Here is a 25260-nt window from a genome sequence, read left to right as displayed (position 1 = left end):
TGTCAATGCGGCTCCAACAGGGCCGCCGCCGCCGCCGTCTTGACCGTCAGACCGGGCGCTTCGGTGAAGACGAGGTCGCCGGCGCCGAAATACTCGGCCTGATTGGTCGCGCACCAGTCGGTGGTGACGATGCGCACGGGGCCGTCGGCCGGGGCGGCGCCGGCGGCGTAGAGGAAGTCGCCGTTGCGCGCGCTGAGCGGCATCGGCCGGTCCTGGTTGGCGCGGGCGAGGAAGGCGTCGAACCGATCACGCGGGACGACGGCGGTCATCAACCGGCCGTCGAAACGCACGACGGCGTCGAAAACGTAGCGGCTGACCGGCCCCGCAGGCAGGCCGGCGCCCAGGGTGGTGTGGCCGATGAAGCCCGCATCGACGCCTGCGGCCTGGGCAAGGCCTGCCGCGACCCGCCGTCCAGTGTCGCCCAGGGACAGGGCGCGGGGGCTGACGCCCAGTTTGGCCCGCTCCTCCGCCGTCATCTGGGCGGCCAGGGTCGCCGCGATCCGTTCGGCCAGGGGCTGATCGGCTGCGGCGTCCAGTGCGACCGGGTGAGAGGCGGCCGTGACCGAGCCGTCGGCGCGGAATTCGCCAACCGTATAGGCGCTTGTCCACGAGCCGGTGTGGGCATAGGCGCTGCGGCCCTGTTGATGCTGGAACAGCAGATGGTTGTGGCCGCCGATCATCAGGCCGCCGTCGGGCAGCAGGGGCAGGATGTCGCGATCGGCCGCGACACCCGCATGGCTCAGGATCAGAACCCGATCGGCGCCCGACAATGCGGCTCCAAGTTGGGCCCTTGCCCAGACCGCAGGAGATGGAATGTCCAACTGGTCGCGAGAGACCTTGGGATAGGTGTTCAGGGCGTCGGTCCCTATGCCCACGACGCGCAAGGATCGGGCGCCGAAGGGCAGGGTGGTCGAAGAGGGGGCGTAGCCTTCGCCCGTGCGTCGGTCGCCGATGGTGGTGACGACCTGGACGCCCAGGGTCCGCAGCCGCGCCACGACCTCAGCCAGGTCCGGGGTCAGGTCGTTGTCGTGATTGCCCAGGTTGAACACCGTGGGCGCCAGGCGCGGCAGGGCCTCGACGAACGCCCAGTCGATCACACCGCCGGACCGCACGGCCACGGCGTTGCCGTGTTCGAACAGGTCGCCGTTGACGGCGATCACATGGGGAATCGAATGGGTCCGCACCTCCCTTTCAAAGGCGGCCAGCAGTTGGGCGGTGCGTTCATAGGCCGAATGCATGTCCGAAACCGCCAGCACCCGGCCGATCGTTTCGGTCTGATCCTTCGCTCTCAGGCCGATCAGGCCCGGCGCCAGCGTCGTCGCCCCGGCCAGTTGAAGAAGACGGCGGCGGGAAGGCCTGACGAGAGACATTCGCAATCCAGGATATGGGGAAGGGGCGCGCAGCGGAGGGACGCACCCTTACATCGTCGCACTTCAACCTTGTTCGAACAAGACTGGGGGGCCGCGCGGCGCCTTGTCTGAAGTCGATTGTCACACCGCTGTGTCCGCGTCTTCAAAGCTTCAACAAAGCGGCCCGTCTGACGCTGGCGATTCCCTTTTCGAAGCTTTACGGCGTCGCGCGATCGTTTCCTCCCTTACGACGCCAAGGATAGTTCAGCCATGCTTCGTCCCGCCCTTCTGGCCGCCACCGTCAGCAGCATCGCCCTGCTGAGCGCCGGCTCGGCCCTGGCCCAGGTTCAAACCCAGGCCCAGACTGAGGCCCAGACGCAAACCGCCGCCGAACCGGCCGGCGTCGATGACATCGTCGTCACCGCCCAGCGTCGCAGCGAGAACATCCGCGACGTTCCCTTCGCCGTTTCCGCCTTGACGCCCCAGACCTTGCAGGACATCTCGGCCGGCGGCGCCGACGTTCTGGCTCTGTCGGGCCGGGTGCCCAGCCTTCAGGTCGAAAGCTCGAACGGCCGCTATGCGCCGCGCTTCTACATCCGCGGCCTGGGCAATGTGGACTTCGACTTCACCGCCTCCCAGCCGGTTTCGGTGGTGCTGGACGACGTGGTTCTGGAAAGCGTCTATCTGAAGGGCTTCCCCCTGTTCGACGTGCAGCAGCTGGAAGTGCTGCGTGGACCGCAGGGCACCCTGTTCGGCCGCAACACCCCGGCGGGCGTGATCAAGATCGACAGCGTCAAGCCGTCGGACGAGTTCACCGGTTTCGGCTCCCTGACCTACGGCAACCTGGGTTCGACCCGGGCCGAGGCCGCCGTCACCTTGCCGGCGTCCGATACGCTCCAGGTGCGCGGCGCCGTCCTGTGGAACCATCGCGACGACTGGGTCGATAACGCCTACAATCCGTCCTTCGCCAATCCGGACAAGGACGACCTGGGCAATTTCGACGACATCGCCGGCCGCGTCCATGTCGCCTGGACCCCGACCGCGCGTCTGTCGACCCTGTTGACCCTTCAGGCTCGCGACTATGAAGGCACGGGCACGATGAACCGCGCCAACGCCCTGACCAAGGGCTCCAACAAGCTGAACGACAACTTCGACCGGGACACCGTCTATTACGACGGCGGCCGCAACAACTTCCAGAAGCAGAAGACCACGTCCCAGTCGCTGCGCGTGGCCTATGACTTCGGCCCCGCCACCCTGACCGGCATCGTCGGCTCCTACCAGGGCTGGTCGCAGGGCGACGGCGACATCGACGGCGGCGTGGCCACCGCCCCGGCGACCGCCTCCTACAAGACGCCGTTCAACTCCGAGACCGGCACCCTGTCCAGCGACCTGCTGCAGAACACCTACGAGCTGCGCCTGGCCTCGAACGGCGATGCGCGCCTGGGCTGGCAGATCGGCGCCTTCTATTGGGACGAGCGGATCAATCTGGTCTCGGGCACTTTCAACGGCGTGGGCAATCCCCAGCCGACGCGCGTGACCGACATCGTGCAGAAGTCGGACTCCTGGTCCGTGTTCGGTCAGGGCAGCTACAAGCTGACGGAGGCCCTGAAGGTCACGGCGGGTCTGCGCTATACCGACGACAACCGCGACTATTTCGGCCAGATCGTCCTGGGAGCCGGCGCCGGCGGGACGGGCGCTGTCTCGGTCGGCGACGAGCAGGTCAGCTGGGACGTCAGCGCCCTGTATGAGGTCAACGACAGCCTCAACCTGTTCGCCCGCGTGGCCAAGGGCTATCGCGGTCCGTCGATCCAGGGCCGCAACCTGCCGGTCCTGACCACGGCCGATTCGGAAACCGTCATGTCCTATGAGACCGGCTTCAAGGCCCGTCTGTTCGACGGCCGCGGCCGTTTGAACGGCACGGCCTATGCCTATGAGGTCAGCGACATGCAGTTCACCGCCATCGGCGGGGCGGACAACACCAACCGCCTGATCAACGCCGACAAGGGCGAGGGTTACGGCCTGGAGCTGGACGGCGACCTGTATCTGGGTGCGGGCTTCAGCCTGGCGGCCGGCGCCGCCTGGAACCACACGGAGATCAAGGACGGCGACCTGCTGGTCGCCATCTGCGGCTCCAACTGCACCGTCACCGACCCGATCGTGACCGTGGGCGCGACCCGTCGCGCCAAGGTCGACGGCAACCCCTTCCCGCAGGCGCCGGAATACACCGCCAATCTGACGCTGAACTACGTCCTGCCGCTGAGCGCCGACACCGAGTTCTTCGCCTCGACCGACTGGGCGATGCAGAAGGATTTCAACCTGTTCCTCTATGAATCGGTCGAGTTCATGCAGGATACGCACTTCGAGGGCGGTCTGCGGGCCGGCTGGCGCGACCTGGGCCGCGGCCTGGAAGCGGCGGCCTATGTCCGCAACCTGACCGACGAAGAGAACGTCATCGGCGCGATCGACTTCAACAACCTGACCGCCTTCGTCAACGAGCCGCGCACCTACGGCGTGCAGCTGACCAAGCGGTTCTGAGGCTCCAGATTAAAGCCAGAGCATGATTCACGCTTCTGTCGGAACCGCGAAGCGGTTCCGCCCGAAACGATCATGCTCTAGGCCGGCGAGGCCTTCGCTTCGCCGGCCCTGTCAGTTCGGCCGGGCAAGGCGCGCGCGCCAGGCGGGATAGTCCCGCTCCAGCAGCGTCTTCGCCCAGTCGCCATAGTAGTTGTAGCCGGCGCGGCGCTCCCGCTCGATGTCCGCCAGGGCCGGGCGCGGAACGCCGTCGCGGCCGGTGAACAGCGGGCGATTGTCCTCGAGCCCGTAGAATCGGGCCCAGAGCGGGCCTTCGCCCGGCGCCGGCACGACCCGTCGGTCCGCCCGTCCCTCAGCGTCGGTGAAGGACTCGATGCGGATGTCATAGAGGGCCGTGGCGCGGAACCAGGCCACGGCGCCTTCGACTGCGGCGATCACGTCAGGGCCGGGCGGGTCGATCCCCATCAGGAAGCGCACCAGGCCCACGCTTTCCTGCCCCGACAGAGACGCCGGCTCGAACCGGCGGGCGCCGACGGGCGCCAGGGTGACGGGATCGTGCTGGGCGGACCAGACGGTCAGTCGGCCGTCCTGTCGCACCTGGGATTTCAATAGGGCGTCCACGCCGCGCCGCACGGCCTGGGCCGCCCGCTCGCGCCGCGCGCCGTCGACGAAGCCGTAAGGCGGTTTGGCCTGGGCGACCTCGTCCAGCAGGCGCAGCACCCGCACCATGGCGTCGTCATTATAGGTGACCGCATCGTGATAGCCGCCCCGCAGCGGAGCGTACTGGGGCCATCCGCCGTTCGGATATTGGGCGGCCAGCAGATAGTCGAGACCCCTGTCGAAGGCGGCGCGCGGCGTCGAATCGCCGGCCTCGATCACCCGCGCGAGAAAGGCGAGGGGCAGGGTGGTGGCGTTGTTGTCGATCGTGTTGGTCAGGGCCGGATCCGCATCCGGCGCGGGCGGTGCGAACAGATCCGTGTTCTTGGGCCAGCCGCCTTGGGGCGACTGATGCGCGATGACCTGAAGCGCCAGGCGACGCGCCTCATCCGAGCCGTACCAGCCCGCCGGACGGCTGACGGCGGACGTCCCCCAGACCATGGATGAGGCCGCTGCAACCCGTTGGGACCCGGGCGGCGGGGTCTGGGCGCAGGCGGCGCCCGCGATCGCCGTCAGGCTTAGGATCAGGGTGGCTCTCAGCATGGCGCTTTCCTGGATCGAAGGGCAAAAAAAGCGGGACGTCGCCGGGGCGACGTCCCTTCAGGGGGCAGGGAGCGTCGGTCCGCCTCAGAAGATGAAGCGGGCGCCGACGAAATATTGGCGACCTGTGCTGCCATAGCTGTTGACCAGCGGATCGGCCTGATAGGCCCAGCGCTCGTCCGGCTGATCCGTCAGATTCAGGGCCTCGGCGGTGATCGTGACGTTGTCGGTCAGTTTGTAGGTGAAGGCGGCGTCCACATTCAGCGTCTCATTGGAGCCGATGAAGTCGTTGATCAGCGGCGAGTCGCACTGGCCCGGATCGCAGCCGCCCGACGCCAGCGGATAGGTGGTTTGGTAGGCGGCCCGATAGGCGGCCGAAACGCGGGCGCTCCAGCGCGGCACCTCATAGAAGACGGTCGCGTTGAAGGATTCCGGCGAGGCGCCCAGGAAGGGGGCCGTTCCGGTCAGGTTCCGCGCGGGATCGAGGATGTATTCCAGCTCGGATTCGATGTTGGTGTAGTTGGCCTGAACCCCGAAACCGTCGAACGGCGCCGGCAGGAAGGTGAAGTTCTGCTGATAGGCGACCTCGAAGCCGGACAGGGTCCCGCCCGGCGCGTCATTGTACTGACGCAGGACGAACGGCAGGTCGGCGTCGATATAGGCGCGGCGGCTGTCGGAGGCCAGGTCGGTCAGGTCGTCATAGGCGGCCCGAAGATTGGCGATCTGCTCGCTGCTGAAAACCTCGCTCAGCCTGCCCTCACGCAGCACCACCTGCGGGAAGCTTTCGATTTCCTTGTGGAAATAGGCCACGGACAACAAGGCGTCCTTGGCGAAATACCATTCGACATTGAAGTCGAGGTTGGTAGCTCGGAACGGTTTCAGCTTGGTGTTGCCCAGGCTGATCTGGGCGTTTGAACCGTCGAACTCGGCCGCCGCGCCAGCGACGCCCACAGGCACCGTGAAGGAGGTGACGCCGGGCTGCAAGGCCATCATCTGCGGGCGCGCCATGACCTTGGCCGCCGCGAAGCGCAGGATCAGGCTGTCGCTGACCTCCCACGCCAGGTTCAGCGAGGGGAGGGTGTCGTTATAGTGGTTGTCGTTGCTGATGGGGCGGCCGCTGGGCGAACGCCCCCGTGAGTCGACGCTGGTCTCGGCCCTCCGCAGACCGGCGTTGCCGCGCAGGGTTCCGGCGAACAGAGGCAGGTTGAAATCCATCTGGCCGTAGTAGGACAGGCTCTCTTCATCGACCCAGAAGGTGTTGACCCCGCCGTTGCGAAGGTCCGACAGACGCCAGTCGCCCCATTCGTTGATGCAGTCGCAGTCGAAGCCGAAGCGGTTCTGGAAGGCTTGAAGATTGGGGGCGAAGAAGGACGTCGGCATGCCGTCAGGCACGTTCAGACCGTCTCCCCAGCTGACCGTCTGGCCCATGTCAGCCACTGTCGTGGCCTGAGCCAGGCCGCTGCGGACCCCCTCCAGCAGGCTGGGGTTCATGGTGTCGCTGACCAGCCGCTCGAACCGCGTATAGTAGAAGTCGAACTTCCGCTTGCCGATGCCGAAACGCAGGGTGACGTAGTCGTTGTAATCCCAGCGGAAGTCGGCCTTGGCCGTCTGATAGCCGTTTTCGGTGACGGTGCGGAAGGCGCGCAGGGCGGAATAGCCCTTTACGAAGTCCCAGTTGTTGGGATCGGCGACATCGAAGCCGAAGTCGATGAAGGGCATGTCGCCGCCCGCGCGGTCGTCATAGACGAAGTAGTCGTTTCCTGCGACGCCCTGGCCGGAGTCCAGCCGGATGAAGTCAGCGAGCAGACCCATGTTTTCATTGGTCGATTCGGAATCGCCGACCAACAGGGACATGCTGAAGCGGTCGCTGAAGTCATGCTCGATATTGATCGAGTTCTGGCGGAACTTGGTCGTATAGGAGCCCTGATCGACCGCCGAGCGCATGTCGACGTTGCCGAGCACCAGATAGTTGGCGTTGGCCCCGGTCTCGCTGAGGCCGGCGTCGATCAGGCGCACCGAGGGGCGGCCGATGAAGGCGCCGCGCATGGCCAGATACTGCGGATGCGCGACATAGCCGACCGAGCCGGGCTGGTTATAGTAGTCGTAGACGTCGAGGTTGTTCGGATTGAAGCTGCCGACGCCGGCTGCCAGAGTCTGGTTCGTGGCGCCCGGCGCCGTGGTGAAGATCGGCGTATTGCCATAGAGGGACTGCCCGCAGTCGATGGCGTCGCGAAACTCGGTCGCGGTCTGGGCGGTGCAGTTGGCGTATACGCTGCGGCGGTTATTGTAGCTGTTGTTGGAGTTGCTGGCGGTCGTCGCGGTCTGATAGCTGAAGGCCGTAGCTGTGCGGTTGCCGTTCGTGTTGTTGCGGTTCAGGCCGACCGGACCGATCTGATAGTTGGTCGAGGTCTGGGTCATCTCCGAATAGAGATTGTCGAAGTTGATCGTGGTCCGCTCCGTCGGCCGCCATTGGCCGGACAGGGTGACCCCTAGGCGATCCTGATCCACCTCCCGGTGATTCAGGGTGGCCAGGGCCGGGATGCGAACCAGAGAGCCGCGGTTCCCCGTTCCGTTGATCAGGGCATAGGCGGCCGGGTTCGAGCCGATCAGATAGTTGCGCGCCTCGGGATTGGTGACGCGCGGCAGGGCCGAGTTGGGCGTGCCGATCGGCAGGGCGAAGCCTTGAGGGTCCCCTGCGGCGTTGGCGCCGGCGTTATTGAACGTCGCGCCGCGATAGGCGTAGTCCATCGAGCCCACCTGACGGGCGTAGCTGTCGATGACCTGTTTACGCTCATTGTAGGCGACCGAGCCCAAGAGGCCGAACTCGCCGATCTTGCTGGTCCAGCGGTCAGACGCCAACAGGGCCACGCGCGGGCTGTGGTTGCCGCCGTTCTCGTAATAGGCGTCCTGAAGCGTCAGGGCGAGACGGCGCTCTGTGAAGTCGAACGGCCGGCCCGAGATCAGATCGACGGTCGCGCCCAGGGAGCCTTCGTCCGTCTGGGCGTCTGCGGACTTCTGGACCTTCAGGGAGTTGAACAGCTCGGAGGCGAAGGTGTTGAACTGGAAGCCGCGGTCGCGCCGCAGGGCCCCGTCGGCGCTGCTGGCGCCGGAGGTGGACAGGGTTTCCAGCCCGTTCAGCCGAACCCGGGTGAAGTCGCCGCCAAGGCCGCGGACAGAGATCGAATTGCCCTCGCCGTTTTCGCGGTCGATCGAGACGCCGGGAATCCGCTGGAGCGACTCCGCCAGGTTGGCGTCGGGGAAGTCGGCGATGTCTTCGGCGTTGATGACGTCGACGATGGTGTTCGACCGACGCTTTTCGCTCAGGGCGCTGGCGAGAGAGGCGCGGATCCCGGTGACGACGATCTCATCGACGGTCGTAGCCTCCTGATCGTCGGCCTGTTGAGCCTGGGCCCAAGTGGGCGCCGCCAGCAGCAGGGCGCCGATCAGAAGCGCCGCCGGGGACGCCGCCGCGCGCAGTTGTCCTGTGGTTTGGTTGTGCATCCGTTCCCTCCGTTGCTGTCGCGCTCCGACCTCTGGCGGGCCGGATGCCGACATCCTCTGTCCCCCTCTTGATGAGGGGATCGTCTTGAATTCGTCCCCCCGCCGTTGCGAGGCAGGACAATGTCACCGGTGTCATATGGCGAAAATGTGGCGAACGCCAGGGCAAAAATCAGCGTCTGACTGGAAGGGGTCGAAAAGGACGAGGCGATCCTCGCCCATCGACGCTCCCCGAGCGGCTTAGGCGCCGAGCGCGCGGAAGCGGAAATTCCTGAACCGCGCCTCACCTTCTCCGGCGGCGTAGAGGCCCGGACGCAACATCATGAAGCCGCCCCTAACATTCTGATTATAGCCGGAAACTTCCATGCCTCGATCGAACCGCCGCCAGGTTACGCCGTCGCCGGAGGTGTCGAAATAGAGGTTCTGATAGGCGTTGGTCAGGCGGATGAACATGCGCCGTCCCTGGGGATTGGCCGGGCGGCCGCGCTCGATTCCGTATTGGTGGGTGACATAGCGCTGAGCGTCGAACCCCAGACCGGCGTAAAGGGCGCGATCGTAGAACAAAATCAGCCCCGCCACCGCGCCGGGGTCGATCTCGATTTCGCATTCAATTTCATAAGCTTGCTCGCCTTGAACGAAGGTCAGGGGCGAGCAGTCCGCCGGCGCCCTGCCTTTAGCGCGCATATGAAGCACGCCGCTGTCTCGCCGCAGACGGTCCTTTTCGTTCGGCTGCGGATCATAGAAGCTCCACTGAAGGCCGAACTTGTCGGTTGAAAAATCGTCCGACAGGGCCATGCCGTGCGGCACGGCCTGCCCGCCGCGCGGCATGGCGATCGGCTGCGACAGATCGCCGCCCCCGGCGCGGAACCAGCCGTCGTCGGTCCATTCGATCGGATCCAGCAGGGTCTGGCGGCCCAGGCTCCAATAGGCGTTCTCATAGCCGTGGTAGACCATCCACCAGTCGCCGGCCGGACCTTCGACCAGGGTGGCGTGACCGCGCGACCACCATTTTTCAGCGCCGGAGCGGGTGCGGACGATCGGATTGTGCGGGCAGTCTTCCCACGGGCCATGGATGGACCGGGAACGGGCGGCGATGACCATATGCCCCGTCGGCGGGCCCGCCGTGCCGCCGATGGCGGTGATCATGTAGAAATAGTCGCCGCGCTTCAGAAGTTTGGGGCCTTCCTGGGCGAAGCCTTCGACGATCCAGTCCTCGGGATAGCGCCAGGCGTCATAGACGCCCTCCTCGACCGGACCATCGACCGCCAGGCCGTCGTCGGTCAGCCGGACTCGGTCGCCGCCGTTCAGGAACAGATAGCGTTTGCCGTCTTCGCCGACGATGTGGCCGGGGTCGATATGGGCCGGCAGCTTCAGGTCGATCGGCGCGCTCCAGGGCCCTTCGATCCGATCGGCCCAGATCACGTAGTTCGACCGGTACTCCGGGAAACGGGCGGGGATGTAGCAGTAGAATCGCCCCTCGTGTTTGATCAGCTCGGGCGCCCAGACCGAGCCGATATTGGTGGTGAGGGCCGCAGTGACGGGGCGCCAGTTCACCAGGTCGCGCGAATGCCAGATATGGATGCCCGGCACGGATTCGAACGACGAAAAGGTCATGTAATAGTCGTCGCCGTCCTTCAGGATCGACGGGTCGGGGTGGTCGCCGGACAGGATCGGGTTCAGGAACGTCCCGTCGCCCAAATCCGCCATCCGCTGGTTTTCGATCCCGCGACGCCATTTCATGTTCGCCCATTCGCGGCCGAGCGGCGCGGCCTCTTCCAGCGTCTGGGCCAGAACGTTCCGGACCGGCAGGGCGGAGGCGGCGACCCCGCCCAGAAGACCGGTCAGTGCGGTGCGACGGTCGATGAACCTCATAGGCGTTTCCCTTGTCCCTGTTTTGTGGCCAGCTTGTCAGGTTTGCTACCGGTGTCAATTTGCGACCGGAGCCCGACGCCCTGACACGATGCAGGAACCGGGCAGGCAGGGGTCGGTTACCTCCTGGTCCCATTGGATGGAGGTTCGACATGAACAAGGAACAAGAGGCCGAAGCGGCCCTGCCGCCGGGCGTGGCGCGCGGGCGGTCGCTGAACACCCCGTCCGAGGCGCTGCAGGAACGGGCCGGCGGCGTCGGTCCGGGCGGCCAGATCGGCCCTGATCCCAATACGCTGGCGGTTCAAAAGACGCCGCACGACCAGCGCCCCGAAGGCGACCTGCCCCAGGGACCGATCAGCGGCGACCCGCGCACGCCCGTCCCGACCACCGCCAAGGACGAGGCTGTGGACGATCTGAACGAGGGCTGAGCAGGCCCGCCTACATCGGCGGCTGGGTTCGCAGGAAGGCGGTGGCGCCGACGCCGAAGTAGAGCAGGCCGAAGATCAGGGCCAAGACGAGGAGCAGGATGGCGACGCCGCGCTTGCTCTTCAGGATCGGGGGTTTGGGGGCGCGTCTGGGCATGGGCTGAAAACCGCCTTCAGCGCCGTCCGTTCCGGCCTCAGCCCTCGATCTTCAGCCGTTTTCATACCCGCGCCACCAGGCGGCGAACTTCTCAAGCCCCTCTTTCAGAGGCACCTTTGGCCGATAGCCGATCAGGGCGTTCAGCTTGGAGACGTCCGCATAGGTGGCGGTGACGTCGCCTGGCTGCATGGGGCGCATGATCTTTTCGGCCTCGGCGCCGAGCGCCGCTTCGAGGGTGGAGATCATCTCCATCAGGCCGACCGGCTGGCTGTCGCCGATATTGTAGACCTCATGACCGCCCAGTGCAGGCGGATGATCCAAGACCCCGACGATCCCGTCCACGATGTCGTCGATATAGGTGAAGTCGCGCGCCATGCGGCCCTCGCCATAGACTTCGATCGGTTCGCCGCGCGCGATCTTCCGCGTGAAGCTGAAATAGGCCATGTCGGGCCGACCCCAGGGGCCATAGACGGTGAAGAAGCGCAGACCCGACTGGGGAAAGCCGTACAGTTTGGCGTAGCTCTGGCTCAGCAGTTCGCAGGATCGTTTGGTGGCGGCGTACAAGGAGACCGGCGTCACGGTCGGATCGTCCTCGCGAAAGCCGGAGCCCTCCAGCGGCCGATCGCCATAGACCGAGCTGGACGAGGCGTAGACCAGGTGCTGGACCGCGTTGTGACGCGCCGCCTCTAAGATCGACAGATGCCCCGCCAGATTCGACCGCTCATAGGCGAAGGGGTTCTCCAGCGAATAACGAACCCCGGCCTGGGCGGCCAGATGGACGATCCGCTTGATCCCCTGATCCCGCACCAGGGCCAGCACCTGCTCATGTTCGGCGATGTCGGCCCGAACCAGGCGAAAGCCCTCGCGGGCCTGCAGCCGCGCCGCGCGGGCCTCTTTCAGCGCCGGGTCGTAATAGGTGTTGAAGTTGTCGATCCCCACAACCGTCTCGCCGCGCGCCAGCAATCGCTCGGCCGTGTGCATGCCGATGAAGCCGGCGGCGCCGGTGACGAGGATCGGCCCTTCGCTCATCCGCGGCCGATCCCGGAATATTTGAACCCACGCCGCGCCATGTCGTCGGGACGATAGATGTTTCTCAGATCAATCAGCACCGGCTGTTTCATCAGCAGCTTGATCCGGTCCAGGTCCAGAGCGCGGAACCGGTCCCATTCGGTCACGATCACGGCGACGTCGCAGCCCTCGACCGCGTCATAGGCGTTGGCCTTCATCTTCACGTCCGGCAGCAGCTTGGCCGCCTCGTGCATGCCTTCGGGATCGAAGGCCTGGACCTGGGCCCCGGCGGCGATCAGGGCCTGGGCGATGTCCAGACTGGGGGCGTCGCGCATGTCGTCAGTGTTGGGCTTGAAGGTCAGACCCAGCAGGGCCACCGTCTTGCCCGCCACGGCGGCGCCCAGGGTGGTTTCGACCCGTCCGGCCATGGCCTTCTTGCGCGCGTCATTGACCTCGACCGTGGTCTCGATCAGCCGAACCGGTGATTCATATTGCTGGGCCGTGCGGACCAGGGCCAGGGTGTCCTTGGGGAAGCAGGAGCCGCCGTAGCCGGGGCCGGCGTGCAGGAATTTCGACCCGATCCGCTTGTCCAGACCGATGCCGCGCGCGACCTGCTGCACGTCGGCGCCCACCGCCTCGCACAGGTCCGCCATCTCGTTGATGAAGGTGATCTTCATCGCCAGGAAGGCGTTGGCGGCGTATTTGATCAGTTCGGACGTGCGCCGGCCGACGAAAAGCAGCGGACTCTCGTTCAGGTTCAGCGGACGGTACAGTTCGCTCATCACCGCCTTGGCGCGGGCGCCGGCCTCGCCCTCGATGTCGTTGACGCCGATCACCACCCGGTCGGGGCGTTTGAAGTCGCCGATGGCGGCGCCCTCGCGCAGGAACTCGGGATTGGAGACCACGACGAAGTCCGCGCTCGGATTGGCCTTGCGGATCACCGCCTCGACCTCGTCGCCGGTGCCGACCGGGACGGTGGACTTGGTGACGATCACGGTGAAGCCGTCGATCAGGCCGGCGATTTCCTCAGCCGCCGCATAGACGTAGGACAGGTCCGCATGGCCGTCGCCGCGGCGGGTCGGGGTGCCCACGGCGATAAAGACCGCATCGGCCCGGCGGATCGCCTCGGCCCCGTCCAGGGTGAAGAACAGCCGACCTTCCTTGACGTTGGCGGCCACCAGATCATCCAGCCCCGGCTCGAAGATCGGAATCTCACCGCGTTCCAGACGCTCGATCTTGGAGGGATCCTTGTCGATACAGGTCACGACGTGGCCGAAATCGGCGAAACAGGCCCCAGACACCAGGCCCACATAGCCGGTGCCGATCATCGCGACGCGCATCCTAACATCCTCAAACGAACAGGAGAGACGGCCCTATATCATGCGATCCGGGCGCTGCTGGACTTATTAAGGCCTCGGCGAAAAGACTGTCGCCTAGCGTGAGCCGCCAGACCGGGGCGGGGCGGTCGAGCCGCGAGGCGCAAAGCCGAAGGCCACCCTGCTTTGGGACGGCAGGTCCGTTTCCCCCGCCTTGAACCGGATCAGCAGGTCGGCGGCGACCGCGCTCATCTCGGCGACCGGCTGGATAACCGCCGTCATGTCGGCGAACCGCGCCAGGGGCGTGTTGTCGAAACTGACGACCGACAGATCCGACGGCGTGGAAAGACCGCGCCGCTGGGCGGTGCGGATCGCCGCCAGGGCCATGCGGTCATTGCTGCAGACGACGGCCGTCGGCGGCGACGGCAGATCGAGCAGGGCGTCCACAGCGGCGACACCCGACTCATAGGAGAAGTCGCCGCGTCCGATCAGGGTCTCGTCCAGCCCATGGGGCGAGGCGCTCATGGCGGCGCGATAGCCGGACAGGCGGGCGTCGCTGACCGCATATTGCGGGCTGCCGGTGACGAAGCCGACGCGCCTATGGCCGAGGGAGAGAAGATGATCCGTCGCGTGGGCGGCGGCCTCGGCGTCGTCCATCGATACGGCGAAACCGTCGCCCTCGGCGATCGACGCGATCCGCGCAAAGGGCAGGCCCAACTGGCTGAGCAGGCCGGTGATGGCCGGGTTTTCGCTGTGCGGCGGGGTCAGGATGACGCCGTCGGGGTGAAGAGCGGCGAGGGCGGCGCGCACGGCGCGATCCACATGGTCGGAATGGGTGTCGACCAGTTCGAAGATCATCCGATAGCCGTGCGACTCGCACTTCAGCATGCCGCCCATCAGCATCTGGTCGACCCAGTCGGTGCCCTCGCCGGACTTCCAGCCCTCGATGGTCCGGTCTCGGTCGTTCAGCGCCATCAGCAGATAGGAGCGCGAGCCCCCCATGCGCCGCGCCGCCAGACTGGGTACATAGCCCAGCTTGGCCACGGCCGCCCGCACCCGCTCCTGCACCACGGGCCGCACGTTCGGTTCGTTGTTGATGACCCGCGACACCGTCTGCAGGGAAACGCCCGCCTCGGCGGCGACGTGCTTGATGGTGACGGCGCGGCGCAAACTCTGGTTCCTTATCCCCGCCTCATACTGTCAGGCTCGGCGGCGACAAGGCAAGCGCGCCGGCATCAAGCGGGTACGGCGGCCGGGGCGACCGGCGCCAGGTCGACCGGCGGGGCGGGACAGTTGTCCTGCAGAAACTGCTGATGCGACGGCAGGTCCTTGACGAAGGCGTTCAGAATGTCGGCCGCCCGGTCCATCTCGGCGGTCAGGCCGGCGAAGTCGATCCGGTCCACCAGCGGCGGATAGGAGCGGGGCGTCACCCCCATGCCGTCCATCACCGCGTACCAGCTGACATTGCGGAACAGGGGGTCCAGCGCCTCGACCAGGCTGCCGTTGGCGCGGAAGACGTCCAGCTTGTGCTGCAACCCCTCGGGCAGGACCATGTCCCGGCATTCCCGCCAGAAGGGCGTGTCGTCCCGCCGCGTCAGGGCATAGTGCAGGATGATGAAGTCGCGGATCTCCTCATAGTCCACGGTCATCCGCCGATTGTATTCGGCCGCCAGTTTCGGATCGCAGTCCAGATCCGGCATCAGCCGGAAGAAGAAGTCCATCCCGCGATAGATCAGATGGATGGCCGTCGATTCCAGCGGCTCGATGAAGCCGCTGGCCAGACCCAGGGACAGGACGTTCCTGTCCCAGATCTTCTCCCGCACCCCGGTCTTGAACGGCACCACCATCGGATTGACCACGGGCCGGCCCTCGACCTGGGCCAGCAGGCGCGCCGTCGCCTCGTCGTCCGACATGTAGTGGCTGCAGAAGACATGGCCGTTGCCGGTCCGGTGCTGCAGCGGGATGCGCCAGCGCCAGCCGCAGTCCTGGGCCTGGGCCAATGTATAGGGTTTGGGCGCCCCGACATTCTCGGTCTGGATCGCGATGGCCCGGTCGCACATCAGCCATTCGGACCAGTCCGTATAGCCGACGCCCAGGGTCTTGCCGATCAGCAGGGCGCGGAAGCCGGTGCAGTCGATGAAGAAGTCCGCCTCGACCGTCTGGCCCGATTTCAGCTTCAGCCCGCTGACGAAGCCGTCGGGCCGCGTCATCACATCCTCGACGATGCCTTCGGTGCGCTTCACCCCCCGCGCCTCGGCGAAGTCGCGCAGATAGCGGGCCACCCGTTTCGCATCCACATGGACGGCGTAGGAGGCCCCGCCGATGGGGCTGCGCTGGGCCTTGAAGGGCAGCATGAACCTTTCGTGGGCCGCCATCTGCGCCGCAGAGGCGAAGTCCATCAGCGGGCGCCGATAGCCGTTCATCCGCGCCTTCAGCCAGACGGGATAGAAGTCGCTGACGTCCACCGGCACGCCGATGGCGCCGAACGGGTGGAAATAGCTTTCGCCCTTCTCGGTCCAGTCGTCGAACTGGATGCCCAGTTTGAAGCTGGCCTGGGTCTGCTGGATGAAGTCCTGCTCGTTGATCCCCAGCTTCTTCAGCATTTCCAGGAAGGGGGGCACGGTGGATTCGCCGACCCCGATCGTGCCGATGTCGTCGGACTCGACCAACTCGACCTCGGCCATCCGGCCCTTGAAATGCTCGGCCATCAGGGCGGCGGCGATCCAGCCGGCGGTCCCGCCGCCGACGATGCAGATCTTCTTCAGGGGCCGGCGGGGTTGGTCCATCTCGGGTCTCATGCGGCTGAGGCGGCGGGATCGAGACCCGCCAGGAATTGGGCGTGATCGGGGGTCCGAGCGACGAAGTCGGCAATATTGGTCCGCATCTCGGCCAGGCTGCGCGCCAGATAGGCCGGGTCCATGGCGTCGACGGCGGGGTCGTAATGGTCGGGATACAGGCCGAAGCCGTCATAGATGGCCAGCCAGCTGGCCGGGTGGAACATCTCCCACCGATAGCGGACGAACTGGCCCCGCGCGGTCCACAGGGCGAGCTTGCGCTCCAGCGTCTCGGGGACGGCCATATCGCGGCAGTCGCGCCAGAAGTCCGTGTCGGTCCGCCGGTTCAGCTTGTAGTGCAGGATGATGAAGTCCCGCACCCGCTCCATCTCCCGCGCAGTCTGATCATTGAACTCGTCCAGGATCGGCTGGGCGAAGCGGCGGTCGGGGAACAGGGCCTTCAGTCGCTCGATGCCCGTCTCGATCAGGGCGATACTGGTGCTCTCCAGCGGCTCCAGGAAGCCGGACGACAGGCCGATGGCGACGCAGTTCCTGGCCCAGGCCTGGGTGCGACGGCCGGGGCGGAAGGGGATGCGGCGCGGCTCCGTCAGCGGATCGCCCAGCAGATGGGGCATGAGCTCGGCCAGGGCCTGATCGTCGCTCAGATGGGCGCTGGAAAACACCAGGCCGTTGCCGGCCCTGTGGCGCAGCGGAATCCCCCATTGCCATCCGGCCGACCGGGCAGTGACGCGGGTGAAGGGGGCGGGGGCGTCGCCGGGGCGGTTGGCGCTCTGCACCGCATAGGCGGCGTCGCACGGCAGCCAGCGGCCCCAGTCCTCGAACCCGACGCCCAGGGCCTCGCCGATCACCAGCCCCTTGAAGCCCGAGCAATCGACGAACAGATCGCCCTCGACCTCGCGTCCGTCGTCCAGGGTCAGGGCCCGCACGAAACCGTCCTCGGGACGCAGTTCGACCGAGCGGATGCGGGCGTCGATCCGGGCGCAGCCCCCAGCCTCTGCATAGGCGCGCAGATGTTGGGCGAACAGGCCGGCGTCCAGATGAAGCGCCCAGTCGAACACCGACAGCTGCGACGGCGGATTGGGCGAGGGCTGGATGAACTTGCCCCCGGCGGCCAGGGACGCGCCCAAGGAATAGGCCGCCAGCGGCGCGGGGTCGCCTGCGCGCTTCTGCTTCAGCCAGTAATGATGAAAACCGATCCCCTTCACGTCCTGCCCGTACAGGCCGAAGGGATGGATGAAGTCCGAGCCCGGCCCGGACCAGTCGATGAAGCGGATCCCCAGTTTGCAGGTCGCCTGGGTGGCCCGCATCACGTCGTCGTCGCGCAGACCCAGCTGCCCATAGAACCGACGGATGGTGGGAATGGTCGCCTCGCCCACGCCGATCGTGCCGATGTCGGAGGACTCGACCACGGTGATCTTCAGCGGTGTGCTGCGGAAATGCTGGACCAGGGCCGCAGCCGTCATCCAGCCGGCTGTGCCGCCGCCGACGATGACGACGGAACGGATGCGAGGATCGTCGATCTCATCCATGGCCTGATCCCAATACGCGAAAAAAGAGGCCGGCGACACGAATGCCGCCGGCCAGTCTGCTCAGGAAGAGATCAGAAGCGAGCGCGCACGCCGATGGTGTAGCGCGGCTCGAACTCGTTGCGGCTCTGGAACTGTTCCGCACCCGGCTTGAACTCGAGGTAGTACTCCTCGATTTCGCCCAGGACGTTCGATCCGTTGGCGTAAACCGTGACCATGTCGTTGACGTCATAGGTCACGTTCACATCCACGTATTGCGACGTATCCTGATAGATCGGGATGCTGCCGAACGTGCTGTTGAGGCGCGGCGTGCGATAGTTCCAGGCGACCCGCGCCTGAAGCTTGTCGCCCTGGTACCAGACGGCGGCGTTCAGCGAGTGTTTCGAGTTGTCCTGGAACGGCAGTTCGTCCCCGTTCAGGGCCGTCGAGTTGGAGGAGCTGTCCGAGAAGGTGTAGCTGCCGTCGAAGCCGAAATCGGACCAGATGGGCGTGTCGATGAAATCCGACAGACCGATCTTGGCGCCTATTTCGATGCCTTGAAGCTGGCCGCCGTCGCCTTGTACCGGACGGTTGACGTCCACCAGCCTGCGGATGACGCCATCGCCGTCCGCATATGACCCGCTCTGGGGGACGGTGGCGCGGGTGACGAAGCTATCGATGTTCAGGCGGAAGGCCGCGATGTTGAACATCGTCGCCGGGCCGTAATAGTACTCCAGCGCCAGATCGAAGTTATCCGAACGCCAAGGGTCAAGGTCCGGGCTTCCGGACAGGGTGGCCCCGGTCACCCGACGAACGCCGACGGGCGGAGCGGTCGGATCGGCGGGCGTCGGACCTTGGGAGTCCGCCGTGGATATGGTGACGCCGCCGCCGTAGTTGCCCAGATCCAGCGGGATCATGGTTTTGGCGTAGGCGGCCCGCAGACGCAGCTTGTCGCTGAAGTCGTAGGCCAGGTTCACCGACGGCAGCCAGTCCGTGTAGCTGCGGCTCGAAATCGTGTCGCCGACATCGTTGTTCGTGTCGCCATAGGCGCGCACGTCGCCGGTCTGATTTTGACGGACCCGAAGCTCGGTCCGGACCATCCGCACGCCCACGTCGCCGTGCAGGGCGCCGAACTCGACGGCGCCGTTCAGATAGGCGCTGTCCTCATACAGATCGACGTCATAGGAGTTGCCGGGAATGATGACGTCATAGGCGTTGCCGAAGACCCGCTGCTGGAAGGCGCGGGGGTCGTCGAAATCGCGCGGATCAGCCACCCACACCCCCGGAATGCCCGAGGCGACCGAGCCGAAGTCGGTCAGGAAGTAGGTATTGTTGTTTTCGCGCAGCAGCGTGGGGCGGTTGACGGTATAGCCCTGGAAGCAGGTGGGGGCGTTGGCCACCGTGCCGGCCGTACAGCTGCTGGGCGTGGTCGCAACCGCCAAGGCCGGATTGAACCCGGGGTTAGTCACGAACTCGCCAGACTGGCACTGCGGATTGTCCATCACGACGTCGATGGCCTTCCACTGGGCCGAGCAGCCCGCTTGGTTGCCGGCGCCGGCATTGGCGTAGAAGTCCGAGAACAGATGGAAGTTGGTGATCTCCACCTCGCGACCGCTGTGGCGAACCCCGGCGTCGACGCGGGTTAGGAAGCCGAAAGCAGGGCGCTCTTGGAACTCATACGAGCCGTCGAAACGGACAACGGTCAGATCCGAGTTGTTGCGCTGGTTGCCTTCGGATGAATAGGCCCCGACCGTATAGGAATCGAGGTTCGACATATATTGGCTCAGCGGCACATTGCCCAAGCCGCCGACGATGTTGTTTTCGAACCCGCTCCAGGCCAGTTTCGAACCGCCGGTATCGATATGCAGTTGCGGGTCCGCCCCATAACCGAAGGGGTTGGGCGTGATGTAGCGACCGCCTTGGCTGCCGACGACGTTGTTGGAATAGCGTGAGGCCGGATACAGGGCGGCGATCGAGGCGGGGTAGAAGGTGCCGCGGGTGCGGTCCGCCGCTTGGCGGAACAGGGTGAAGGCGCGGTCCGATCCGTACTCCCAGTTGGACAGGTCGCCCTGGACCTGACCGTTCATGCTCAGCAGCGAGGCCTCGGCCTTGATCGCCCGCGCATTGAAGGTGAAGGGACCGCCCTTGTCGTAGTCCAGCTCCAGGTTGAAGTTCTTGGACTCATTGTTGGTGACGCGGTTGACGGTGAAGGAGTTCACCCACCAGGCGTCCAGATCATATTCCTCGACGTCGAGCCAACCCAGGCCCGTGTCGGTCGACTCGGTCGGGGTGGTCCACCCCAGCCCGCTCCAGCGGTTGGAGACGTTCAGGCCGGCGGCGCGATTGTACTCGTCCTGTTTGGTGTAGAAGGCCTCGGCCGTCAGACGAATGCCGTCTTCGATGTCAAACTGGAAGGCGGCGTTCAGACCGACCCGTTCGCGCTCGACCACGCGGTTGAACATTTCGTAGCCGTGGGGCGCCAGCCAAGCGTTGCCCGAACCGCCCCAGTCGTTGCTGCCGAACAGGCTGCCGGCGGTGCCCGCGTAGTTATTGCCCAGGTTCGAATTGCTGAGCACGCCCGAGACCATGACGCCCATGCGGTCGCCGCGCCAGTTCAGCAGGCCGTTGATCAGGTAGTCGTCCTGACGAGTGCGTTCGCCCGTCTGGTATTCGGCGGCGCCGGTGACGGTCGTTCCGTAGCTGAAGTCCATCGGACGACGGGTGCGCAGATCGATGGTGCCGGAGATGCCGGACAGGGCGTTCGTCACGTCCTGCGACTTGAATACGACGATCGAGCTCATCAGCTGCGACGGCACGTCGTTCAGGTTCGGCTGGGCGCTGCCCAGGTTGCCGGGGCTCAGATATTGTTCGCCGTTCAGCAGGGTCACAACCTGCGGCAGGCCGCGGATGTTGACGGTGGAGCCCTCACCTGCGGTGCGGCGGATCTGGATGCCGGCGATGCGTTGCAGGGCATCGGCCACGGTGACGTCAGGCAGTTTGCCGATGTCTTCCGCCGAAATCGCATCGACCAAAGCGGTCTCATTGCGCTTGACGTTGATCGACTGGGTCTGCGACGCGCGGATGCCGGTCACGACGATTTCGCCGACCTCGGTCGGTTCCTGCGTCGCCGCCGGTTCAGCGGTCTGGGCCCCCGTTTGGGCGTAGGCCGGCGCGACCAGCGCCGAACTCGCCAGCAAGGCCGCAACCATGGGCCTCTTGTGGATTCTCATCTCTTTCTCCCTCCTCGGTGGCGCCGCGTTTTGTTGTGCGGCATTGGTTCAAGGTTTGATGGTCGACCCTGAAAGCGTGGCGGTCGCGCTCAACCCCGGCTCAGCGGCGTCACGGGCGACGGTGATGCGGTAATCGCCCGGCGTGATGCGCCAGCCGGGCAGGGCGGTGTCGTATTCGGCCAGGATGCGCGGCTCGGCCGTCAGGGTGACGCGACGGGTCTCGCCCGGCGCCAGGTTCACCCGCGCAAAGGCGGCCAGACGGCGGGGCCGATCGCCCGAAGCGACATAGAGTTGCGCAACCTCGGCGCCGGCCCGCGCGCCGGTATTGGTCACATCGACGCTGACGCTGAGCTGGTCTGCGCTGGACGCCGCCAGGTTGGAATAGGCGAAGCTTGTGTAGCTGAGGCCGTATCCGAACGGGAACAGGGGCGTCTTGCCTTCGCGTTCGTACCAGCGGTAACCGACGTCCGAGCCTTCGGCATAGTCCACCGCGAAACCCTGGATTTCGCCGGCCTGGGGTGCGCCGGGATTGGCGGCGGCTGCGGCCTCGGCGCTCTTCAGCGCCTCCAGGCCCGGCGGCGTCGGGCGCGGCGCCTGGTCCGCCGAGGCGGGGAAGGTGATCGGCAGACGGCCCGACGGATTGACCTCGCCGAACAGGATGCGGGCGATGGCCTCGCCGCCGCGCTGGCCGGGATACCAGGCCTGGATCACAGCCGGGGTCTTCTCCAGCCAGGGCATCAGCACCGGCCCGCCGGTCTCCAGCACCACCACGGTCTTGTTGTTGGCGGCCGCGACCGCCGCGATCAGTCCGTCCTGATCGTCGGGCAGGGACAGGCTCTCGACGTCCTGGGCCTCGGTGGTCCACTGGGTCGCAAAGACGACGGCGACGTCCGCCGCTCGCGCCGCAGCAGCCGCAGCCGCCGGATCCTTGCCGTCGACATAGGTCACGGTCGCCTCCGGCGCGATCGCCCGAATGGCGTTCAGCGGTGAGGACGCATGCCAAGTGATCCGCGCGAACGAGGCTGCGGCCCCCGAGGTCAGGGGAATCTCGACCGGCGCCCCGCCGACCGACCGCACCTGGGACGATCCGCCGCCCGACAGGACGCCGACGTCGGCATGGCCGCCGATCAGCACGATCCGCTTCGCCGTCCCGGCCAGGGGCAGGACCCCGCCGTCGTTCTTCAGCAGCACGATTCCGGCCTCGGCCGCGCGCTGGGCGACCTCGGCGTTGCGGGCGTAGTCGATCGGCTGTTCGGTCGTCACCACGGGCGCGTCCAGCACCCCGGTCCGGATCAGGCCGACCAGCAGGCGGCGCACCATGTCGTCCAGCCGCGCCTGTGGGATCCGTCCGGCTTCCAGAGCCTCCCGGAAGGGCGCGTCGAAATAAAGCGCCCGGTCCAGCTCCTGACCCGAGGCTTGGTCCAGCCCCGCCAGGGCCGCCTTCTCGGTCGAATGGACCGCGCCCCAGTCCGACATGACCCAGCCGTCATAGGCCCAGTCGCGCTTCAGCACCTGGTTCAGCAGGACGTCGTTCTCGCAGGCCCAGTCGCCGTTGACCTTGTTGTAGGCGCACATGACCGAGCCGGGGTTCCCCCGCTCTATGGCGATCTGGAAGGCCAAGAGGTCGCTTTCGCGCAGGGACGCCTCGTCCAGCCGCGCATCCATGATCATCCGCCCCGTCTCTTGCGCGTTGAAGGCGAAATGTTTGATGGTCGAAACGATCCTGTTCGACTGGACGCCGCGGATATGCTCCCCGGCCATGACCCCGGCCAGCAGAGGATCCTCGCCCAGATATTCGAAATTCCGTCCGGCCCACGGATCGCGCGTCAGGTTCACCCCGCCGGCCAGCAGGATGTTGAACCGCTTGGCCCGCGCCTCCGAGCCGATCATGGCCCCGCCGGCGTAGGCGATCTCGGGATCGAAGGTGGCGGCGGTCGCCAGGCTGGAGGGCAGGGCGGTGGCGACGTCGCCCTTGCGCTGCTCGACCTGGTTGGCGACGCCCAGGCTGGCGTCGCTTTCGCGCAGATTGGGTATGCCCAGGCGGGGAATTCCCGGGATGTGGCCGGCCGAGGGAATCATGTCGGCGACTGGGGCGCCCGGCGTCCGCGCCGCCATGGGCGGGAAATAGCCGTGGATCAGCTGAAGCTTTTCGTCCTGCGTCATTCGCGCCAGCAGGGCGTCCGCCCGCGATTGGGCGGCGGCCGTCTCCGTCTGGGGGGCGGACTGCGCCGGCTGCGCGAGTGCGCCGGCGGGCGTCACGCCCACGGCGAAGGCCAGGGCGAGACGGCTGATCATCAAGGACTTGGAAAACTTCAAGAGACGCCCCGAACCGATTGCGCGACGGCGACCGCCGTCAGGACAAGAGTTGGGATGCGCCGCACAGGATCGATGATGGCGGCGGGCAGCCGACAGCATCGCCTGCTGTCGCAGGCTTTTCGATCCTGTTTGCGGATAGCGTCTTCGACGCCGAGGTTCGACGACCTGGAGAGGCCGTCAACTTTCCGCTCCCTGTGCGGAGACTCTTCGGCCTCTCGCATGAACAGGTAAGCATGGATTGAGAGCGTTCACAACACGAAACGGCCATGATCGAACGTGGTTATGACACCCCCAGTTCACATGTCGTTTCAGGGCCCTTTTGCGGATGGGGCGACGGGCGCGCAAAAGACGGGCGCGCAAAAAGAGAGGGCCGGCGCGCTGGGACGCCGGCCCTCCCTCTACTCAGACCCGCAGGGCGTTCAGAGCACCCCGATCATCGAGGCCACCAGCGGGTGGCGGACGATGTCGCGTTCGGCCAGACGCACCACGGCGATGTTGTCGACCGCCTCAAGCCGGGCGGAAATATCCGCCAGGCCGGACACGCCGGGCAGCAGGTCCGACTGGTGGGGGTCGCCCGTGACCACCATGGTCGAATGCCAGCCGAGGCGCGTCAGCAGCATCTTCAGCTGCACATAGGTGCAGTTCTGGGCCTCATCGACGACGATGAAGGCGTTGTTCAGGGTGCGGCCGCGCATATAGCCGATGGGGGCGATTTCGATCAGGCCCTCGGCCATCAGGGCCTTGACCCGTTTCATCGACAGCCGGTCCGACAGGGCGTCGTAGAGCGGGCGCAGATAGGGGGCCAGCTTGTCCTCCATGTCGCCCGGCAGGAAGCCGATCGATTCGCCAGCCTCGACGGCGGGGCGGCTCAGGACGATGCGGCCGACCTTGCCGGCCTCAAGCGCCTCGACCGCCTTGGCGACGGCGAGATAGGTCTTGCCGGTCCCTGCCGGCCCCAGGGCCATGACCAGATTGTGCGCGTCGATGGCCGCCATCAGTTCGTGCTGACCGTCCGACTTGGGCTTCAGCGTCTTCAGATAGCCCTGCTCGCGGTCGTCGTTGTTGGGATAGGGCGACCAGCCTGACCGTTCGTTGTGGGGGGCGTGCAGGCGCCGCACCTTTGATTCCTCCATGAACTCTCGCGAATCCAGGAGTCCGTTTTCACGGGACTGACGCTTCATTGCCGCACGCTTGGTCATGGACGCCTCCAGGGCATGAAAAAAGGCGGACCCACACGGGTTCCGCCTTGGCTGGTCTTGGGGAGGAAGGGGTCACGGCCTGCGCCGCAGCGACCACCGGGATCAACGGCCGGGCCGTCCAAAACGGGCTGAACCCGTTCCCGAACAACCGAACCAGGATCCCAACGCGCCAAGCGAAAGCCCCGACAACTGACCGGACCGGGCTTGATCCGGCTTCGGATCCGGGGCCGAAATGGCGACCCTCGAATCGCATCAACAGTTAGATGCTATCGTGGTTAGAAATCTGTTAAAGCCCTCAATTTTCGAAGATTAGGCGGCATTCTGATGACCATTTACGCATTGGGCGACAGCAAACCTCAGTTTCCGCCGCAGGGCGAATACTGGGTGGCGCCGAACGCATCCGTGATTGGAAACGTGATTCTGCACGTCAACGCCAGCGTCTGGTTCGGGGCGGTGCTGCGCGGCGACAATGAGCCGATCACCGTGGGCCCCGACACCAATATTCAGGACGGCAGCGTCCTGCACACCGACATGGGCTCGCCCCTGACCCTGGGCCGGGGCGTCACCGTCGGGCATAAGGCCATGCTGCACGGCTGCGAAGTCGGGGACTACAGTCTGGTCGGGATTGGGGCGGTGGTGCTGAACGGGGTGAAGATCGGCCGCAACTGCATCATCGGCGCCAACGCCCTGCTGACCGAGGGCAAGATCATCCCCGACAACAGTCTGGTGATGGGCCAGCCGGGCAAGGTGGTGCGCGAACGCGATCCCGACCAGATCGCCGTGTTGCAGATGTCGGCCGAACACTATGTCCAGAACTGGAAGCGATTTGCGGCGGAGTTGCGCCCGCTCTAATCTCGCTCATCC

General features: G+C 66.0%; 16 protein-coding genes. 3 read left to right on the top strand and 13 right to left on the bottom strand.

Annotated elements, in window-relative coordinates:
* Positions 1 to 2: 2 nt before the first annotated feature.
* Positions 3 to 1370 (bottom strand): metallophosphoesterase, encoded by a 1368-nt coding sequence (locus AC1RKE_RS15095; protein WP_395941934.1) that lies wholly within the window; start codon positions 1368 to 1370, stop codon positions 3 to 5.
* Between the two features lie 249 nt (positions 1371 to 1619).
* Here AC1RKE_RS15095 and AC1RKE_RS15090 point away from each other — a divergent pair, with 249 nt between their 5' ends.
* Entirely contained in the window at positions 1620 to 3884 is a 2265-nt protein-coding gene (locus tag AC1RKE_RS15090) for a TonB-dependent receptor (protein ID WP_348682853.1), read from the top strand.
* A 111-nt stretch (positions 3885 to 3995) separates the two neighbouring features.
* Here the strand turns inward: AC1RKE_RS15090 and pelA are convergent, their stop codons facing one another.
* The 3 genes from pelA to AC1RKE_RS15075 all read right to left on the bottom strand — a co-directional run bounded on the left by pelA (position 3996) and on the right by AC1RKE_RS15075 (position 10448).
* A complete protein-coding gene (gene pelA / locus AC1RKE_RS15085) occupies positions 3996 to 5081 on the bottom strand; it encodes a pectate lyase (RefSeq protein ID WP_348682854.1) in 1086 nt (361 codons plus the stop codon).
* 84 nt (positions 5082 to 5165) lie between these two features.
* On the bottom strand, positions 5166 to 8579 hold the full coding sequence (locus AC1RKE_RS15080; protein ID WP_287395037.1) for a TonB-dependent receptor domain-containing protein: 3414 nt from the start codon (positions 8577 to 8579) through the stop codon (positions 5166 to 5168).
* Positions 8580 to 8816: 237 nt separating this feature from the next.
* On the bottom strand, positions 8817 to 10448 hold the full coding sequence (locus AC1RKE_RS15075; protein WP_287395039.1) for a family 43 glycosylhydrolase: 1632 nt from the start codon (positions 10446 to 10448) through the stop codon (positions 8817 to 8819).
* A gap of 149 nt (positions 10449 to 10597) precedes the next feature.
* Here AC1RKE_RS15075 and AC1RKE_RS15070 point away from each other — a divergent pair, with 149 nt between their 5' ends.
* On the top strand, positions 10598 to 10873 hold the full coding sequence (locus AC1RKE_RS15070; protein ID WP_054764982.1) for a hypothetical protein: 276 nt from the start codon (positions 10598 to 10600) through the stop codon (positions 10871 to 10873).
* 10 nt (positions 10874 to 10883) lie between these two features.
* On the opposite strand, the gene AC1RKE_RS15065 is transcribed toward AC1RKE_RS15070, so the two are convergent.
* The 9 genes from AC1RKE_RS15065 to AC1RKE_RS15025 all read right to left on the bottom strand — a co-directional run bounded on the left by AC1RKE_RS15065 (position 10884) and on the right by AC1RKE_RS15025 (position 24408).
* Entirely contained in the window at positions 10884 to 11027 is a 144-nt protein-coding gene (locus AC1RKE_RS15065) for a hypothetical protein (protein ID WP_156314160.1), read from the bottom strand.
* 51 nt (positions 11028 to 11078) lie between these two features.
* Positions 11079 to 12056, bottom strand: a complete 978-nt coding sequence (locus AC1RKE_RS15060; RefSeq protein ID WP_054764983.1) for an NAD-dependent epimerase/dehydratase family protein — start codon at positions 12054 to 12056, stop codon at positions 11079 to 11081.
* Entirely contained in the window at positions 12053 to 13375 is a 1323-nt protein-coding gene (locus AC1RKE_RS15055; RefSeq protein WP_191558528.1) for a UDP-glucose dehydrogenase family protein, read from the bottom strand. Before AC1RKE_RS15055 ends, AC1RKE_RS15060 begins: the two co-directional genes overlap by 4 nt.
* Positions 13376 to 13468: 93 nt before the next feature.
* The gene (locus AC1RKE_RS15050; RefSeq protein WP_221233667.1) at positions 13469 to 14521 is read right to left on the bottom strand and encodes a LacI family DNA-binding transcriptional regulator; all 1053 of its coding nucleotides are present in this window, start codon (positions 14519 to 14521) and stop codon (positions 13469 to 13471) included.
* Positions 14522 to 14586: 65 nt separating this feature from the next.
* A complete protein-coding gene (locus tag AC1RKE_RS15045) occupies positions 14587 to 16137 on the bottom strand; it encodes a tryptophan halogenase family protein (RefSeq protein ID WP_348682855.1) in 1551 nt (516 codons plus the stop codon).
* A gap of 8 nt (positions 16138 to 16145) precedes the next feature.
* Positions 16146 to 17675 carry a tryptophan halogenase family protein gene (locus AC1RKE_RS15040; RefSeq protein ID WP_348682857.1) on the bottom strand — a complete coding sequence of 510 codons (1530 nt, stop codon included), beginning with the start codon at positions 17673 to 17675 and terminating at the stop codon, positions 16146 to 16148.
* 71 nt (positions 17676 to 17746) lie between these two features.
* A complete protein-coding gene (locus tag AC1RKE_RS15035; RefSeq protein ID WP_227976064.1) occupies positions 17747 to 20881 on the bottom strand; it encodes a TonB-dependent receptor in 3135 nt (1044 codons plus the stop codon).
* A 48-nt stretch (positions 20882 to 20929) separates the two neighbouring features.
* Entirely contained in the window at positions 20930 to 23176 is a 2247-nt protein-coding gene (locus AC1RKE_RS15030) for a beta-glucosidase family protein (protein ID WP_348682858.1), read from the bottom strand.
* A gap of 440 nt (positions 23177 to 23616) precedes the next feature.
* Positions 23617 to 24408 carry a PhoH family protein gene (locus AC1RKE_RS15025; RefSeq protein ID WP_228186548.1) on the bottom strand — a complete coding sequence of 264 codons (792 nt, stop codon included), beginning with the start codon at positions 24406 to 24408 and terminating at the stop codon, positions 23617 to 23619.
* Between the two features lie 312 nt (positions 24409 to 24720).
* Between AC1RKE_RS15025 and AC1RKE_RS15020 the strand changes: the two genes are divergently transcribed.
* Positions 24721 to 25248, top strand: coding sequence for a gamma carbonic anhydrase family protein (locus tag AC1RKE_RS15020; protein ID WP_348682860.1), 528 nt, complete (start codon positions 24721 to 24723; stop codon positions 25246 to 25248).
* Positions 25249 to 25260: the final 12 nt, after the last annotated feature.

It is taken from the genome of Brevundimonas sp. GW822-FHT03E11 (genome assembly GCF_058801445.1).
This window is presented reverse-complemented; position numbering and strand designations above follow the sequence as displayed.